At 40.2% G+C, this 16,187-nt stretch carries 13 protein-coding genes, 2 pseudogenes and 1 riboswitch; of the genes and pseudogenes, 5 read left to right on the top strand and 10 right to left on the bottom strand.

Features of this window, described 5'->3' with window-relative positions:
* The 4 genes and pseudogenes from pyk to C4E06_RS26520 form a co-directional block, all read right to left on the bottom strand.
* Positions 1-967 (bottom strand): annotated as a pseudogene (gene pyk / locus C4E06_RS26535) (pyruvate kinase); the annotation flags it as partial.
* Positions 968-1,490: 523 nt separating this feature from the next.
* Complete coding sequence (locus C4E06_RS26530; protein ID WP_107671331.1) at positions 1,491-1,757, bottom strand: hypothetical protein; 267 nt, start codon at positions 1,755-1,757, stop codon at positions 1,491-1,493.
* Between the two features lie 21 nt (positions 1,758-1,778).
* Positions 1,779-2,873, bottom strand: coding sequence for a hypothetical protein (locus tag C4E06_RS26525; RefSeq protein WP_198649064.1), 1,095 nt, complete (start codon positions 2,871-2,873; stop codon positions 1,779-1,781).
* A gap of 115 nt (positions 2,874-2,988) precedes the next feature.
* Complete coding sequence (locus tag C4E06_RS26520; protein ID WP_107671329.1) at positions 2,989-4,293, bottom strand: RNA-guided endonuclease TnpB family protein; 1,305 nt, start codon at positions 4,291-4,293, stop codon at positions 2,989-2,991.
* Between the two features lie 50 nt (positions 4,294-4,343).
* Here C4E06_RS26520 and tnpA point away from each other — a divergent pair, with 50 nt between their 5' ends.
* Entirely contained in the window at positions 4,344-4,754 is a 411-nt protein-coding gene (gene tnpA / locus C4E06_RS29770; RefSeq protein WP_107671328.1) for an IS200/IS605 family transposase, read from the top strand.
* 117 nt (positions 4,755-4,871) lie between these two features.
* On the opposite strand, the gene C4E06_RS26510 is transcribed toward tnpA, so the two are convergent.
* Together C4E06_RS26510 and C4E06_RS26505 are read right to left on the bottom strand one after the other, a co-directional pair.
* The gene (locus C4E06_RS26510) at positions 4,872-6,065 is read right to left on the bottom strand and encodes an ABC transporter ATP-binding protein (RefSeq protein WP_107671327.1); all 1,194 of its coding nucleotides are present in this window, start codon (positions 6,063-6,065) and stop codon (positions 4,872-4,874) included.
* 174 nt (positions 6,066-6,239) lie between these two features.
* Positions 6,240-8,249: an Rne/Rng family ribonuclease gene (locus tag C4E06_RS26505; protein WP_107671326.1), complete on the bottom strand. Its 2,010-nt coding sequence runs from the start codon at positions 8,247-8,249 to the stop codon at positions 6,240-6,242.
* A gap of 719 nt (positions 8,250-8,968) precedes the next feature.
* On the opposite strand from C4E06_RS26505, the gene C4E06_RS26500 reads away from it, so the two are divergent.
* Positions 8,969-10,906: an alpha-amylase family glycosyl hydrolase gene (locus tag C4E06_RS26500; RefSeq protein WP_107671325.1), complete on the top strand. Its 1,938-nt coding sequence runs from the start codon at positions 8,969-8,971 to the stop codon at positions 10,904-10,906.
* 27 nt (positions 10,907-10,933) lie between these two features.
* On the opposite strand, the gene C4E06_RS26495 is transcribed toward C4E06_RS26500, so the two are convergent.
* The 4 genes from C4E06_RS26495 to C4E06_RS26490 form a co-directional block, all read right to left on the bottom strand.
* Complete coding sequence (locus tag C4E06_RS26495; RefSeq protein ID WP_107671324.1) at positions 10,934-11,839, bottom strand: RluA family pseudouridine synthase; 906 nt, start codon at positions 11,837-11,839, stop codon at positions 10,934-10,936.
* A gap of 118 nt (positions 11,840-11,957) precedes the next feature.
* Complete coding sequence (locus C4E06_RS28495; protein ID WP_198649063.1) at positions 11,958-12,113, bottom strand: hypothetical protein; 156 nt, start codon at positions 12,111-12,113, stop codon at positions 11,958-11,960.
* A 13-nt stretch (positions 12,114-12,126) separates the two neighbouring features.
* Entirely contained in the window at positions 12,127-12,297 is a 171-nt protein-coding gene (locus C4E06_RS28490; protein WP_198649062.1) for a hypothetical protein, read from the bottom strand.
* Positions 12,298-12,331: 34 nt separating this feature from the next.
* Positions 12,332-12,392: riboswitch (Glutamine riboswitch) on the bottom strand.
* 44 nt (positions 12,393-12,436) lie between these two features.
* Positions 12,437-12,874 (bottom strand): hypothetical protein, encoded by a 438-nt coding sequence (locus C4E06_RS26490; RefSeq protein WP_107671323.1) that lies wholly within the window; start codon positions 12,872-12,874, stop codon positions 12,437-12,439.
* A 496-nt stretch (positions 12,875-13,370) separates the two neighbouring features.
* Between C4E06_RS26490 and egtD the strand changes: the two genes are divergently transcribed.
* From egtD to C4E06_RS26475, 3 genes and pseudogenes are all read left to right on the top strand, one after another.
* A complete protein-coding gene (egtD, locus tag C4E06_RS26485) occupies positions 13,371-14,378 on the top strand; it encodes an L-histidine N(alpha)-methyltransferase (protein WP_107671322.1) in 1,008 nt (335 codons plus the stop codon).
* 79 nt (positions 14,379-14,457) lie between these two features.
* Positions 14,458-15,804, top strand: coding sequence for a 5-histidylcysteine sulfoxide synthase (gene ovoA / locus C4E06_RS26480; protein WP_107671321.1), 1,347 nt, complete (start codon positions 14,458-14,460; stop codon positions 15,802-15,804).
* 148 nt (positions 15,805-15,952) lie between these two features.
* A pseudogene (locus tag C4E06_RS26475) lies at positions 15,953-16,187 on the top strand (hypothetical protein); the annotation flags it as partial.

The following is a 16,187-nucleotide window of genomic DNA, read 5'->3' as shown; positions in this document are numbered from 1 at the left end:
AAAGTCCCCAACGGCTGATTCTCCTGAGAGCATAACCGCATCAGTCCCATCAATAATGGCATTGGCTACGTCACTGGCTTCGGCACGAGTGGGACGCGGGTTACGAATCATACTGTCTAACATTTGGGTGGCCGTAATCACAGGAATCCCTTTTTGATTACACATCCGAATAATACGTTTTTGCAGTAAGGGAACTTTTTTCGGGGCGCATTTCTACCCCTAAGTCCCCACGGGCCACCATAATGGCATGACATTGATCTACAATGGCTTCTAAATCGTCGATCGCCTGGGGTTTTTCGATTTTTGCTAAAACTGGAATCTCTGCATTTCTGGCCGCTAAAAAGGCTTTAAGGGCTTGAATATCGGCCGCTTGACGAACAAAACTCAACGAAATAATATCCACCCCTTGAGAAATCCCAAATTCTAGGTCTTTTTTATCTTTTTCTGTCATCGAAGGCAGTCGTAAATTCAGAGAGGGAAAATTAACCCCTTTATGACTTTTGAGAATGCCCCCTTCGACCACTTTACAAATAACCGTATCCCCTTCGATCGCTTCAACGGTTAATTCTAATAACCCATCATCCAATAACACTTGAGTGCCTGGTTGGGCTTCTTGGGCCACATAAGGATAATCAATGCCAACGGTATTCTCTTGATTTTCCCATTGTTCTAAGGGAACGATGGTGATAGAATCCCCTTCTGTTAAGGTCATACTATTATTAGGGATGTTTCCGACTCGAATTTTCGGTCCTTGTAAGTCTTGTAAAATAGTTAAAGGTAGGTCTAATTCTTGGGAAAGTTGACGCAGTAATTTGACCATTTTGCCGTGATCATCATAGTTCCCGTGGGAAAAGTTCAGTCGAGCCACATTCATGCCGGCCAGCATCATTTGACGCAGTACCTCAGAAGAATAACAAGCGGGGCCGATGGTGGCAACAATTTTAGTGCGAAAGGTTAAGGGTTTCATATAATATTAAGTAAGTTATTATTTTTTAACTATAGTGCTTCGCACGCTTGGAATGGGCAAGGGTTCTCCCCCTCAAAAAAGGGGGAGTTAGAGGGGGTGGCAATGGTAACCTGTAAAAAGGTTTCAGGATTGGGAAATGTCCTAAACTTAATGCTTAGGGCTATATAACGAATATGGAATTAACAACAAGATAATAATAACCCCACTGTTTTGTTGATGGCTAACTCTTTATTTTCTAAATATTCACTAATTTTTTTTCTCTACTTGGGAGTTTACGAATCCTATACTTGTATCCTCATAGTTACTTGAATTATGGTTTTTTCTCAACTTCTATTGAGCCACTTTCTTGCTATTTTTTCTCTTAAGAAAATATAAAAAAAAACCTTTAACCTGAGCATAAACAGATAATAAATAAAAATTAACTTTTATCATTCAAAAAGTTTCAATTGTGCTTAAACGATTGATCAAAAACAACAAAAAAGCGTGAGGAGTTGAAGACAACAGTTAATGATAACCGAAGAGATTATTTAATTTCTCTGGTGTAGGGGCGATGAACTTGAGCATAATAATCAAGAATTTCCTCAACTCGTTGTTTTTCTGTAGGAGAAAGAGTAGTCGGATAACCCATTTCTAAATGATCAATTTGACTTTGATCATAATTAAACTGTTGAGATTGTTGAGGAATTAACTTAATCGTCACCCCTTCAATTTGACGTAAATGGGCAGCTAGTTCTCGATAAATGGCTAAGGGTAAATTAGGGTAAGTAATTTTTTCTTGTGTGTGTGTCACTGTTGTAAAAGGGTTATTTGATTAACTCCAGTCCATCAGTTTGATATTAACATCTCCCCGTTGACGACCTCGCAATTTAGGGATAGATCCATCAAATAGCGTTTTTTGTCCAGGTCCCATGGTCACACTGGTACCACTACGGCCTAACGGCACTTCAAAACTATCGAGTATGGCTCCTGTGGCTTTATCCTCCACTTGTAGTTTTATTTCTTCGACGCTTATAGGAGAAAACCCTTTGTTGCAAATAGTTCCACTGACTTTTACGTCTGTTTGACTATCCCCTTCTCCTAAAGGAACCTCTCCAATATTTAAGGTTAAAAGGGTGACATTTCTAACGGTTCCAAACCCATCGGGTCCAGGTACTTGAACAGAAGATTCGTCAGAGGCAACGGGTTGAGGTGCAGAGGGAGTGGGTGGGTCTACTGGTTCTTCGGCCGGTTCTCCGATGCCACGGGGAATTTCTAGCCCATACTGTTCTAAAACGACGTAGGGTCTTTGACTACTGGCATTAATTGCTTTGACTCTCACTTGTCCATTGGATAAACTGCCCCCCACTCTCACCTGACGAGCGACGTTTTCATTAGGAGCTTTGACAATGGCCACAGGGGTTCCATTGAGTTGCATAACCCCTGATACCACCACACCCCTAGCTTCGTTAGGGATGGGTAACACAGGCTCAAGCAAAGGAGCCGGTCCCAGATCAGACACAGGGGTTGCTGTGCCTGGAGCTTGAGCAACAGTAGCGACTGGTTTTTGTTCCAACGTACAAAGTTGTTCTGGTGGAGCCATACCATTGGCGGCCACAGCATTTGAAGCCATACCATTTTGAGCAGTGCCATTTTGATCACTTGTTCGCCGAATAACGGGTTGAATGGGAATGACCGAAAAGGGGTTATCTCGCCCGGTTTGAATATTTTTCCGACGCTCACTGGGGGGCGTGGAGGGAATTAACCCTTCAGTAGCGGAGACTTGAGGGGGCGAGGTCTCTTCTTCAAAGACTTCCTCTGAGTTGTCTTCAGGGGGTTCAGGGGGTTCAGGAGACTCAGCCACGGGAGGTTCTTCTGGTGAGTCTTGACCACTTTGAAAAAGGCCACATCCTCCCAACGTAAGAGCCATATAGCTCAGCAATAGTATTGAAGGAACTTTTTTGATCATGACCAAAAAAAATTTATCGGTTGATTACTCTACAATATTAACCTTACTTTATGAACTACCTACGGACTTCACTACGTTACGTCCGAGGTTTCTGTCGCTTCAACTCCCAGTCTTTAGCAAACCCTCCACACCGCTTAGGTGTGTGGTTTTGCCCAGAGGACTGAGATCCACGATTGAGGAGGTTGGCCCCCAACCCCCGTGCATAATTTAGCATGACGGTTGCGGCCGCTGCGTCACGATCCATGACACAGCCACAATCACAATTATGCACTCTTTCAGATAACTCTTTTTTCTTCTTCTTGCCACAATTAGGGCAAGTTTGAGAAGGGGCTATCTTGATAGGAACTTCCACAAAAACACCACCAGACTCTTCCACTTTATACTTGATGAGTTGGGTTAGATTACCTATCCCTACATCAAGTAAATTGCGGTTGAGTCCAGTTTTTTGGTTCTTCCGTTTACTTCCTTGTCTTGAGTGCGTCTTACATTCGCCTCCGATAAGCGAATTACGCACTCGCTTTTTAGCCTTGCGAGTCATCCCTTTTAGGTTTAGTTTTTCGGTGGCTACCAAGCTATTACCGCTTACAATTTGTGCAGACACCTTATGTTGCCAATCTTGTCGCTGATTGGTAACTTTATTTTGTAATTTACTAACCTTTTGACGGGCTTTCTTCCATCGTTTGGATGCTTTAATACGTTTCTTTTTATTAGGAGAACGTTTACGCCTTAATTGACGGGATGCTTTGGCTATCTTATCTTTAGATTTAGCTAAAAACCTAGGGTTTTCAATACCTGTTGAATTGTCGAAAGTAACCGCTCTTAAAGTACCAAAATCAACCCCACAAGCACCCGTTCCTGTTTCTCTCTTTACCTCACATTTTACAGTAATAGAGCAATACCATTTGTTGTTTTTCCAAATAATAGTACAGGTAGTTGGTTGACCCCAGATTCGGACTTTTCCTCTCATTCGGATTTGACCTAAGTTACTTAATTCTAAAGCCCCGTGATACCCCGTTGTATCGGCTTTCCATCCTGATAGACCAGGGTAAGTCCATCCTCGATACCTGTGGAAGCTTTTGAACCCTGGAAACTTGGCTAATCCTTTGAAAAATCTTTGAAAAGCATAGTCAATTCTTTTGCAAGTTGCTTGCAATGCTTGTGACCCTAATTGTTTATATTCAGGCCATACTTTCTTGAACTCAGGAAGACAATTTTGCTGGTCAAAGTAACTAATGTTTTTACCAAAATGTCGATATTCAGTTATCCGATGAGATAAGCAGGCATTATAAAGATATTGATGTAATTTACGCCAATCATGTAATTTCTTTTCTTGCTTTTTCGTCGGATAAAGTCTAAATGTGACTCTTCTGGTAGTTAGCATTTTTTGACCCGATCAAATATGATTATCAGTATAATGTCACCTAAAGTAAAATGTCAACCCTACTAAACAAGAGTTCTCACTGTGCTTATGCTATTCACCTGCACATTATATTTATTACTAAATATAGACGAAAAGTTTTGACCGCAGAAATGATAAAACGACTTGAGGAGTATTTCAAGATTTCTTGTGAAAAACAAAAATGTGAGTTATTAGAATTTGGAGCCGAAAGTGATCATTGTCACTTACTAATATCCTTTCATCCCAATAACAATATTTCTATCTTTGTCAAAAACCTAAAATCTTCATCAAGCCGTCTTCTTCGCAAGGAATTTAAGTTACAATTGTCTCAGGTCTATTATAAACCTGTATTATGGTCAAGCTCTTACTGTGTAATTTCTACTGGTGGCGCACCCCTAGAAGTTATCAAGAAGTATATCCAGAATCAAAAGTCTCCCCGGTAAGTTATGCCCTGGCTATCATCCCTCGAACATCGTTCCTCGTTCGGGGATTTCTCGCCAGGAAGAGGGTTAAACCGTACCGAACGAAAAGATTTAACAATTACAAAAAAAACTAGCAATTTAACCCAGTTCTTTTGATGGTTTTTGATTAAGACGATAACGTTGGTGATAAGAAAGTAAAGGTTTACCATCTGGATCATAACCACTGCCGTCCCAATAGAACCAATGAATATTGTCTTCAGGTAGGGCTAAGGAGATAGGGTCTCCATTTTTCTTGTTTCCGTCGTCTTTGACTAAGGCTCGAATCACTAAGTCTGATTGCTCAACTTGAACGCTAATTAAACTTTCTTTACCTAATTCTTCGACTAATTTAATTTGACCGCGAATAACTAAAGAATCGGTTTCGGTGGCTTCGTGGATATCCTCGGGACGAATACCTAAAACGATATGGTTAAGCCCTTGAGACCCCCCCTCTAACTTGGGAATGTTTTCGGCAGCCACATGGGTTAAAGGAATGGCAAACTTACCGATGATAGCCTTATTCTGTTGACAGTCTAATTCTAGCAAATTCATTTGAGGACTCCCCACAAACCCGGCTACAAATTGGTTAGCAGGGTGTCGATAAATTTCACGGGGGGAAGCCAGTTGTTGAATTTCACCGCCAAATAAGACCGCCACTTTATCAGATAGGGTCATGGCCTCGGTTTGGTCGTGGGTGACATAGACCACGGGTTTATTTTGTTCGGTAAAAATTTGTTTGAGTTCGGCTCGAACTTGCTCTCTGAGAAGGGCATCTAGGTTACTTAACGGTTCATCTAATAAGAAAACGTCAGGATTTCTCACTAAGGCGCGGGCTAAAGCCACCCTTTGTCGTTGTCCCCCTGAGAGTTTGCCTGGTTTTTCGGGTAAGCAATCTTTCCCTTCTTGGAGTTTTAATTGTTTGGCCGCGGTTTGAATCCGTTGATCAATTTCCTCGTCTGAAAGGTTACGAATTTTTAAGGCGGTGGCAATGTTTTCTTTGGCCGTCATATGAGGATAAAGGGCATAGCTTTGGAAAACCATGGCAATATTGCGATCGCCTGGAGCAACATTGGTGACTTTTTTGTCTCCAATAAAGATATCCCCTTTGGTGGGGGGTTCTAATCCGGCAATTAACCTCAAAAGGGTTGATTTTCCGCAGCCCGATGGACCGAGTAAGGTTAAAAATTCCCCGTCTTGAACCTCGACATTGCTAATGCCTTTAACCACATCGAGGGTTTTCCCTCTATCAATTTGATATTGTTTTGTTAAGTTTTCCAGTCTTAACTTAGCCATTCTCTTTTTTCTTGTGAGTTTTTACCATTTTTATGGTATTGCAATCAGGAATGAGATATGAGAACCAATTAGGACATAATAATATTATGTCCCTACAAGAGCGATTTGTAGGGGTTTAACAGTGTTAAACCCTTTCTCACAACTGAAACCTGATTGCTATAGTAGGATAACATTTTATTCATCGGAGTCTTTGGCTGAGGAACGACGGCGACGACGACGGATGACTGGTTTCGTCCCTTCTTCTTGAGAAGAGGAAAGGAAATCAGTTTCATTATCATCATTATTGTCTGTTTCTGGTGTTTCTTCTATTTCTTGAGACTCACTCAAAGGGTCATTGTTCATATCCCTGAGGTCAATTACCATTTGTTGTTCTTCGGCGGGGGGGGGTTCTACTGCTTGAGTGGTCGGTGCTGGGGTTTCGGTGGTTTTTCGTTCTATCCCTTCTGGGGATTTAACCGAGACCACGACCGATTTGGGATCTTTAAATTCCTTGTCAACCCGAACCAAAGGAGAAATGCCCATTAAAGCGTAAACATCTTGTTCGAGGGGAGTCATTTCTACTGAGACTCGTTCGACTGGGCCTTCTTCTCGACGCAAATGCCGAGGCAGCCGTTCTCTGCGATTTTCATTAGGGGCTTCGTTATTTTCCTCTGTTTCTTTTGTGCTGACATTATTGCTAGGTTTAGGAGATTCTTCTTTAATAACGATGTTAGGGGTCTGACGACGACGACGACGGCGGTTATTGGCGTTACTATTTTGCTCTTGATAACTGGGGTGGTGTAACAATTCTAATTGATCGGAATTATCGCTATCATCGTCTTCAAAGGGAGAGTCCCAACCACTGTCGTTGAGTTCTGGAGCTTTTTCCACTGGTTTAGGGGTCACCGGGGTTGGGGCAGGAACGGGAAGGGGAGTGGTGGCGGTGGATTCGAGGGCGACTAATTGGGATTCCCCTGGAAGATGGGCTAAATGCCCTAATCCACCGCATTGGGGACAGGGTTGACCAAATAACTCATAAATGTTTTTCCCTTGGCGTTTACGGGTTAATTCCACTAATCCCAGTTCTGAAAGTTGGGCGATTTGGGGTCGGGCTTTATCGACTTTGAGGGCTTTATTAAAATGTTCGAGTAATTTGAGTTGGTCTCGTCGGGAGTCCATGTCGATGAAATCGACAATAATCACACCGCCGATATTGCGTAATCGTAACTGACGGGCGATTTCGGTGGCGGCTTCGCTATTGGTCCATAATACGGTTTCGCGAGAGGTGGCTGAACGGGTAAAGGACCCTGAGTTGACATCAATAACGGTGAGGGCTTCAGTGGGTTCAATGATAATATAACCCCCAGACGGTAAATCGACTCTCGGTTTTAGGGCTTCTCTGACGGCTGCATTGACCCGGAAATAGTCTAAAATCGACATCGCTTCCCGATGATGGTCAATTAACACCCCTTCGGGGGGTCGTCCTCCACTCCAGTTCATGAGGTGATGTTTGACCCGTTTGACACCAGACGGGTTATCCACCACAATTCGGTTGACATCGGCGCTGTACATATCCCGCAAGACTCTTTGAATAAAGTCATCGTCACGGTTGAGGAGGGACGGGGCGCGGGTTGAGGTGGCTTGGACTTGAATCGACTCCCATTGTCTTTGTAAAAATTCTAAGTCCTCCATGATGGCTTCTTCGGCTTTGCCTTCGGCTTCGGTTCGCACTAATAAGCCCATGCCGGCGGGTTTAATGAGGATAGCTAAAGCCCGTAAGCGACTGCGTTCATCATCGTTGCGAATACGCCGAGAGAGGTTAACCCCTTTGCCGTTGGGCATTAACACTAAGTAGCGTCCAGGAAGGCTAATATTTCCCGTTAGTCTCGGTCCTTTGTTGCCGGTGGGTTCTTTCATCACCTGAACCAGCACTTTTTGTTGTGGCGTTAGCAGTTCTGTGATAGCCCCGGCACTCCGTTTGAGGCGCAATGGTCCTAAGTCGGTCACATGGATAAAGCCGTTCCGTTCTGCGTCTCCAATGTTGACAAAGGCTGCATCAATGCCTGGGATAACGTTTTCTACGACTCCTAAGAAAATGTCGCTAACTTGTTGGTTTCCTGTGGCAACTACTAATTCTTGTATTTGATCTTCCCAAAAAACGGCAGCAATGTGATGTTGTTCTGCGATAATAATTTGCTTTGGCATTCAATTCCCTCAAACTTTGGTAAGAGACGATGACGGGTTATAATCCCTAGATTTTTTGCTTAAATTGCTGGAAAAACTGTTGAAAATCGGACATTTTGACATATTTTAAGTCAAGCAAAAACAGTAGTGAACTCGACTCATTTTTATCCTTAACCTAATGTCAGTGGGCTAATGGTACTGACTGTTCCCATCAGGGGATATGACTTGATGTTTTAGGGTGTCTCTACCCCTTTCACAACAAGATGGTTTATTCAATATTTTGGAAAATCCTTAAGAATAAACTGGCACTTCTTTGACATTTATATTAAGACGCTGTCTAGGTGGATAGTTATGAGTTGGTAATCTTGATAAAAACGTTGGAGTTTTATCAGCTTTTTTGATTAAACTGATTAATCAAGCTTGATTAATCTTCGGTTGTTGTGCTTTTTTTTAATTTTCCTATCTATATAAGGAATTTAGACGGCCTTCTATATTAGGCTTTGACACAACTATTTATTATTTTAACCCGAATATAACCTAAAAGCTATATCTTTGACAAGATTAAGTAACACGACTTAAAGAAGATCAACTGTCATAGCGGTTTTCCATTGGGTGTATCCATATTCTAGTTAAATTGAGGGGGAGAAACAATTAACATTATCCCCTGTATTCAGAGGTGATGGGTTTTGCAAAAGTCCCAAACCAGGCATAATCTAGAGTAATTCTTTAGGAGTCATTTTGTGAAAACCACATCCCTAGAAACGATCAAGCGAGATTATCCTTACCAGTATTTTGGCTCTCATGGGAACGAGAGGGAAACAACATTCCGAGTCTATGCACCCAGGGCGACAGGTGTTAGCTTAATGCGCGAAGGGAATGGATGGGATTATTCGGCCGAACCGATGAAGCAAAATGACCATGGGGTCTGGGAGATCACCATTCTCGAGGATCTGAGGTGGACTGAGTATAAATACTATATTGAGAATAACCATACCTATCTAAACGAACCTTATCAGATGGCGCGGATTGATCCGTTTAGTCCTCAATTGGCTGTAACCAGGGGACCAGATGGGAGTCGTAATTTTAACAGTGTCGTCTGCGATCGCCATTATTTTCAGTGGACCCATAAGCACATTGATCTCGGTCATGAACCGATGAGCATTTACGAAATGCACTTATCCACATTTCATGAGGGCAATTATCGAGATATCGCTCAGAAAATTGTTGCTCATGTCGGCTATATGGGGTTCACTCATGTGCAAATTATGCCTCCGTTTCAGACGCCTATTCATGAATCTTGGGGATATCTAGTGGGTTGTCCTTACGCCATTTATGAACGTCATGGCACCGTCGACGACTTTAAATATTTAGTTAATTACTGTCATAGCCACGGCATTGGGGTCATTGTGGATGTTCCTCTCGGGTTTGGCGTGCAAGACTGGGATTGTGGCCTGGCTAACTATGATGGAACCGATCTTTATCACCATTCGGGAGCGCGGGGTTGGAATAATCAATGGAATAGTCGTATTTATAATGTAGGGGATGTTTATGTTCAAAATTACCTGATCGGATTGTGTACTTATCTACATCACGAACTGGGAGTCGATGGTGCGCGAATCGATGCGGTGGCTTCTCAAATCTTTTTCGATTATGATAGGGGCCTATGGGACTGGCCCAAAAATGATCGAGAAAAGGTTGAGGCTCAGGACTGGGAACTTTTTAATAATTTAGGGGGCGATCGCTACTTTGAAGAGCGGGGGTACTGGTTGTCAGAGGCAGTGGATTTTGAGGGGCTTCGTTTTCTGCGAGACTTGCACTTACGTTTACAGCATACAGCGCCGAATTTTATTACCATTGCTGAAGAATCCCGGCGAGTCTTTCCCAAATTAGCTTGTCCGGTGAGTGAAGGGGGACTGGGGTTTACTTATGCCCAAAACATGGGAGAAATGCACCGTATCCGCAGTTACTTGCAGATTCCAGTCGAAAATCGTCTCATTGAGCATATTGAGATTCTCATTCATAATAAAAGTCAAGAAAAGATGGTCAATGCCATGAATACTCATGATGAGTGTGCTAATGGCAAGGTTCGATTGATAACCGAACTGGGCAATCATATTCCTTTGATTGGGTTGGCTGCCCTTTGCTGGTTTCGACCGGGGGCGCCGATGATTTTCCAAGGGGATGAGTTTGGAGAGGAGGGCTTTTTTGATGTTTTCCACGGTCTTGACTGGTCTAAAACTGGGCCTGATGCGGCTATTCATCAGCAACAGATTACTAACAATTTTCATGACCTTAATTATCATCTTCGTCATGAACCAGCCTTGGCTCGTCACGGAATTAATTCTATGATTCGCAATGGTTCAAATAATGAACGCAAATGGTTTAGTTTTATTCGATGGGGCAGCGACATCGGTTTTGAATCGGATCGATGGGAAGATCATCAAAATGATCTTATTTTTGTGCGTAATGAAACCCATTATCAGGTTGAATGTCAAGTGGAAATCTATGTACCTGTTATCGGAGAATATCAGGTGATTTATAATTCTATTGACCAACGCTATATTGGCTCTCAGCCCTACAATCAACATGATCCTTATTGGACAGTTCACAGTGCCGGAAATTTTCTCTATGTCGATCTTCATGCCTATCAAAATATGGCTTTTAAATTAAAACCATAGGGTTGGATAGGGTTCCCACATTTCTACTTAATCTATTCTAAAAGGTTCGGTAGAGATAAATTCCATACATTGTTGTGTTGTCGGATGAATAAAGTTGAGTTGGTAAGCATGAAGAAAATAACCCATGTCTCCAGGAACAACTAACTGATTACTATCAATATTGTGGGGTTTGGGAACACCCCCAATAGTATATAAAGGATCTCCTAATAACGGATAACCAATGGTGGCTAAATGAATTCTAATTTGATGAGGACGACCGGTTAAAATTTTGACCTCTAACAGGGTATTTGTTTGACCCCGTTTTAATATTTTTCCTTCACTATAAGCAAACTTTCCATGAGAACTCGCCCCGTAGAGATAACCCAAACCGGGATAGGAAATTTTTCCAATGGGATGATCAATAATAAATTGCTCGGGTAAACTACAATTTCCGATTAATGTACGATAAACTTTATTAATTTGATGATTTCGCATTTGTTGCGTTAAATGAGACCGAGCAACCGAGGATCTTCCAATTAACATTAACCCTGACGTTCCACGACCTAAGCGATGAATAGGGGCAATTTTTTCATGGGGAAATTGTTTTTTTAACTGCCATAATAAGGTATTTTCTAAAAAATTTCCTCCCGGTAATACGGGCAGTCCCGAAGGCTTATTAATGATTAGGAGATGGTCATCTTGATATAAAATTTTAAACTGAAGCGGAACATCGGGTTCTTGCCAAGGAGGACGGTGATAAGTTAGCATTTGCCCTGGTTTTAAAGAAGTTGTTGGTTTAACCGATTGATGATTTAGTAATATTTCTCCCGATAAAATGCGACTTAACCATTGTTCATAGGTCGAATGTTGATATCGTTTTGTATAATATTCGATAACGGTTAATCCCTCATCCTCAAGGGATATTTTATTGTGATAAACCCATCCGTGATTCATTTCAAACCCTAGGCAGTTTTACCCCATTCCCTAACAATTAAAAGGTTCCCATCTCTACCCTTAGGGGTCAAATGAGAACCTTTGATTGACTTAGAGTTTACAGTCCGTTACAATTTAATTAACGGTTGTAGTAGCTTCTTTCAGCTTCTAATTGCTCAATTAAAGCACTTTGGCCTTTTGAGCGAGCAACTTGTAAACGATGCTCTAAGCTTTTTAAGATGTTAGCACGATGGAGACGTGCCACTTCGCTTAAGTGTTTTTGGTTATTAGTCATGACTCACCTCTGTTTACGCTTTAATAGATTCAACAGTGACACCCATTTCTGATGCAAGACGATGCAACATAGAGAGTTGACGATGTTGCTGCTTACCGCGATTTTGAGCGATTAAAAAACGAGATTTAGACTGTAAATTGTCAAACTCGTTTCGGTGAGTACCAAAGTTGTTATTTAAGGGCATAACGCCTCCTTCTAAATCGTAGTGGATTGAATGAGGCGCGTTCCTTCGGGATATATTTCCCTACTTCCGTCTGTTGATGACAACAGATGAACGATTTATCCTGTTATGTTTATATGCTAACATTTTTTTTTAGGAGTGGCTACTGTTTGGCTTTGAGAAAAGGGGAGTCTCCGACTCTATCAGGGTGGAGGTTAGAGAGAAGAAAATCCACAGTTGTTTGATTCAACCAACCTTTGAGTACCGCTAAAGCCCCGATTCTCATCCACATTCGCCCCTGTTCTTGTTCTGCTAAAATAGCGCGAAGTTGATGATCGTCGATTAAGCCAGCTTCTTTGAGATAATAGCCTAAAGATTGAGGGGTTCCCTGTTGGGCTTGTTCGAGAACGTTTTCCCACTCTTCAGCGAAAAAATCGGCAGTTTGCTGTTTTATCCAGCCTTTTTGAGCTAAAATTTCTCCTAAACGGCGTTGAGGGTCTTTTTTTTGTTCGTTTAGTGCTATTTCTACTTGATAAGGAGTGATAAGCTTGGCTTCTTGTAAGATAGTTCCTAGCCGTTGTTTTGATTGGGTTGTAACCATGAGAACTCCTCTGTGTGATTAACTGTACGTCTTAAAACTATTATTCCCAAATTTTTCTAGTTAATTTCACTGAGTCAACATTTTTTTATGTTGCTCTTGCTGAGTAGCCTGAATCGTTATGGTAGTGCAAAAATGAAATTTGAGCAAAACGGCTAATGGTTGAGCAGAAATAACACGGCTTAATTAGTGGCTGATTGATATTTTTTTCCACCATACTTACTGTCATATAGCTTATCTTAATTTTCTCGTAATATAATTGACTCCAGCATATTTGTTCTTTTTTTTCAACATTCTTTAGGTTGATTTTCTTGTTATTCAAATTAGAAAAAATACCCAATTTATCTTGAAGTTAGCACAACAAAAGTGATCCTCCCTAACTTGCTCAAATATTTTAAGGATAGAATTTTGTTTAGAGCTTGATATTGTAGTTTTTGTTACTAAATTGTTTTAAAATAAAAGAGTCACAGTTAACTTCAGTTATTGTAGCTGCTATCTTATGTTAACCCAACTTCAAACAGACCAGTTGAAAATTGAATATTTACAGCCCATCGAAACAGCAAAGGAAACAGAGAATTCTTTTGATCAAGACATAAAAAAAGGGTTGAATGAATGCCCTAAAAAAATACCATCGAAATATTTCTATGATGATCAGGGTTCTCAACTCTTTGAACAAATTTGTGAGTTACCGGAATATTATCCGACTCGCACAGAAGCAAGTATTTTAAGACAATATGTAGAGGAAATTGCTCAAATTACTGGCACTTGTGAATTAGTAGAATTAGGCAGTGGAAGTTCTACAAAAACTCGCTTATTATTAGATGCTTATGATAAGCAAAATGATGGGTTTAAATATATGCCCATTGATGTTAGTGCAGGAATTTTAAAAGAAAGCGCGCTACAATTACAACAAGAATATAGTTCTCTAGAAATTCAAGGATTAGTAGGAACTTATCACCAAGCATTAACTCAATTAACTCCTACTGCTTGGCCAGCGAGAATGATATTTTTCTTAGGCAGTTCGATAGGTAACTTTAGTGAGACAGATTATGATAACTTCTTAAATAAAATTGCTCACGTACTAGAAAAGGGGGATTATTTTTTATTGGGAATTGATTTACAAAAACCCAAATCTATTCTAGAAGCTGCCTATAATGATAGTCAAGGAGTGACCGCTGCTTTTAACTTAAATATGCTGGCTCATTTAAACCATCAATTTGAAGGAAATTTTGATGTAAATTGTTTCTACCATCAAGCTATTTACAATGAAGAAAAAAAACAAATTGAAATGTATTTAGTATCTGAAAAAGAACAAGAAATTGTTTTAAAAAATCTTGATTTAAAGGTAAATGTAAAAAAGGGAGAAAGAATATTAACTGAGATTTCTCGAAAGTTTGATGTAGAGGAAACGAGGGATAAGTTAGAATCTAAGGACTTAAATCCAGTTAAAGTATTTACAGATGAAAATAACTGGTTTGCATTAATTCTGTGTCAAGCTTGCAAATAAGTCATTTCAAATAGGAGTATAATTAACAATACTCCTGTTAGCTAACTTATACAACTCTTAGTATCACCTTACAATTTTTATGTCATCTCTTAAATCTCAATTGCCTATTTTTCTTGATAACTGTTCTCAGGATTCTATCATTAACTATTTTCAAAATAGTTGGGAATTAGAAAATATTTTACTGCAAAGTATTAGCCAAGATGAAACCTTTTATATAAATCCTGATCCTTTACGAAATCCCTTAATTTTTTATTTGGGTCATTCTGCTGCTTTTTCTATTAATAAGTTAATACAAGTTGAGTTATTAGAAAAAGGAATTAATTCCGATTATGAAATATTATTTGAATTTGGGGTTGATCCCGAAAATGCCGAAGAATTAAATCAAGCGATCGCTCATATTAATTGGCCAGAAGTTAAAGCAGTTTGGGATTATCGAAATCAAGCGTATGAGGTTATTTTAGACGTTATAAAAAAGACGGCTTTCAACCTTCCGATTCATCAAAATCATCCCCTTTGGGCGTTAATGATGGGAACCGAACATCAACGGATTCATTTTGAAACCTCTTCGATGTTATTGAGACAACTTCCCACAGAAAAATTAACTAAACCTCAAGGCTGGCAATATGCACCTTCTCAGACAATGACTGATAAGAATAACATGATTTTAGTCGAAGGAGGAACTGTTAAATTAGGAAAAAATCAAGATAATCCCTTATATGGATGGGACTGTGAATATGGCGATCGCATAGTAAAAGTTGACTCATTTTTTGCCAGTCAATATTTAATTACTAATGGAGAATTTCTCGAATTTGTCAAGAGTAACGGTTATGAAAATCAAGCCTATTGGGATGAAAAATCTTGGCAATGGAAAGAAGAAAATCAGGTAAAATATCCGAAATTTTGGCAATTAAATCAGGGTGAATATTTCTATCGAGCTATGTTTGATGAAATGCCCTTACCCTTAGACTGGCCCGTAGAAGTTAATTATTATGAAGCCAAGGCTTATTGTCGTTGGAAGGGTAAAGAAACCCGATTAATGAGTGAAGCAGAATGGAATTTAGCGGCCTATGGATCAGAGGATAACTATCAACTAGACATCGAGGAAGTTAATGATTATAATCTTAATTTAAAATTCGGTTCACCCAGTCCAGTGGGGTTAATAAAAACAGCCGAAAGCCATTCGGGACTATGGGATTTAAGGGGAAACGTTTGGGAATGGTTAGACGAAGATTTTAACCCGTTACCAGGGTTTCAACCCCATTTTCTCTACGAAGATAATTCCGCACCCTTCTTTGATAATAATCATAAAATGATGTTAGGAGGGGCTTGGGTAACTCAAGGAACAGAAACCTTAAAATATTATCGTAATTGGTTCCGTCCTAACTTCTATCAACACGCAGGTTTTAGAATTGTTACTAATGATTAGGTGAATCATGGAACATTGACGGTTAATTTTGTTATATTTAAATTAAGGTTCTCTACTTTAATCATTATCAGTGAACAGTGAGGAATAACTGAACACTGATAACGGATTAAATCAGCATTTTTATCGCCTTAAGCGAGCATCATTACCAATGAATCGATTTTTTAACTCAACCACAAATTTTATTAAAGATAAATTATTGCTAAAAAAAATTACTCAATGGTTTCAAGTGAGTGATGAACAAATCGCAGATATTTTAGAGATGGTTAGAGAAAAATTACCCACCACTGAAGCCATTTTAATCGGAAAAACTCAAGCAGGTAAAAGTTCAATTGTTCGGGGATTAACGGGAGTTTCAGCCGAAATTGTTGGTCAAGGATTTCGTC

It is taken from the genome of Cyanothece sp. BG0011 (genome assembly GCF_003013815.1).
Taxonomy (GTDB): Bacteria; Cyanobacteriota; Cyanobacteriia; order Cyanobacteriales; family Microcystaceae; genus Crocosphaera.
This window is presented reverse-complemented; position numbering and strand designations above follow the sequence as displayed.

What these genes read in the sequence shown, in the direction of transcription:
- C4E06_RS26505 (WP_107671326.1), bottom strand. Translation starts at nt 8,249, where the DNA reads ATGCCAAAGCAAATTATTATCGCAGAACAACATCACATTGCTGCCGTT.
- egtD (WP_107671322.1), top strand. Translation starts at nt 13,371, where the DNA reads ATGTTAACCCAACTTCAAACAGACCAGTTGAAAATTGAATATTTACAG.
- C4E06_RS28495 (WP_198649063.1), bottom strand. Translation starts at nt 12,113, where the DNA reads ATGACTAATAACCAAAAACACTTAAGCGAAGTGGCACGTCTCCATCGT.
- C4E06_RS26510 (WP_107671327.1), bottom strand. Translation starts at nt 6,065, where the DNA reads ATGGCTAAGTTAAGACTGGAAAACTTAACAAAACAATATCAAATTGAT.
- C4E06_RS26525 (WP_198649064.1), bottom strand. Translation starts at nt 2,873, where the DNA reads ATGGCTCTTACGTTGGGAGGATGTGGCCTTTTTCAAAGTGGTCAAGAC.
- ovoA (WP_107671321.1), top strand. Translation starts at nt 14,458, where the DNA reads ATGTCATCTCTTAAATCTCAATTGCCTATTTTTCTTGATAACTGTTCT.
- C4E06_RS26495 (WP_107671324.1), bottom strand. Translation starts at nt 11,839, where the DNA reads ATGAATCACGGATGGGTTTATCACAATAAAATATCCCTTGAGGATGAG.
- C4E06_RS26490 (WP_107671323.1), bottom strand. Translation starts at nt 12,874, where the DNA reads ATGGTTACAACCCAATCAAAACAACGGCTAGGAACTATCTTACAAGAA.
- tnpA (WP_107671328.1), top strand. Translation starts at nt 4,344, where the DNA reads ATGTCAACCCTACTAAACAAGAGTTCTCACTGTGCTTATGCTATTCAC.
- C4E06_RS28490 (WP_198649062.1), bottom strand. Translation starts at nt 12,297, where the DNA reads ATGCCCTTAAATAACAACTTTGGTACTCACCGAAACGAGTTTGACAAT.
- C4E06_RS26520 (WP_107671329.1), bottom strand. Translation starts at nt 4,293, where the DNA reads ATGCTAACTACCAGAAGAGTCACATTTAGACTTTATCCGACGAAAAAG.